Source organism: Flavobacterium xizangense (assembly GCF_054075145.1).
On the sequence record NZ_JBSIPG010000139.1, the window covers coordinates 1 to 265 of the forward strand.

Consider the following 265-nt stretch of genomic DNA (forward strand, 5'->3'; position numbering starts at 1 on the left):
TATGAGGCCACGTATCCCAAACATCGTCAACCATACGCCACATGTTTGCGTGCGTGCTCACGTGCGCAGCTGCTGAAATTGGCGTTTCTCCTGGCGAAGTGCTTAAAACAATTTTACGTCCGCATTTGTCAATCGCATTTCTAATTAGGTTGATTTCGCCTTCGTGATAAGGTCTTGACAAATCATCAATTTTAATAAAATCTACTCCCCATTGCGCATACAATTCCAAAATAGAATTGTAATATTCCTGTGCTCCAGGTTTGTC

At 42.3% G+C, this 265-nt stretch carries 1 pseudogene; it reads right to left on the reverse strand.

The features are described from left to right. Positions 1–265 (reverse strand): annotated as a pseudogene (locus ACWA1B_RS22840) (alpha-galactosidase); the annotation flags it as partial.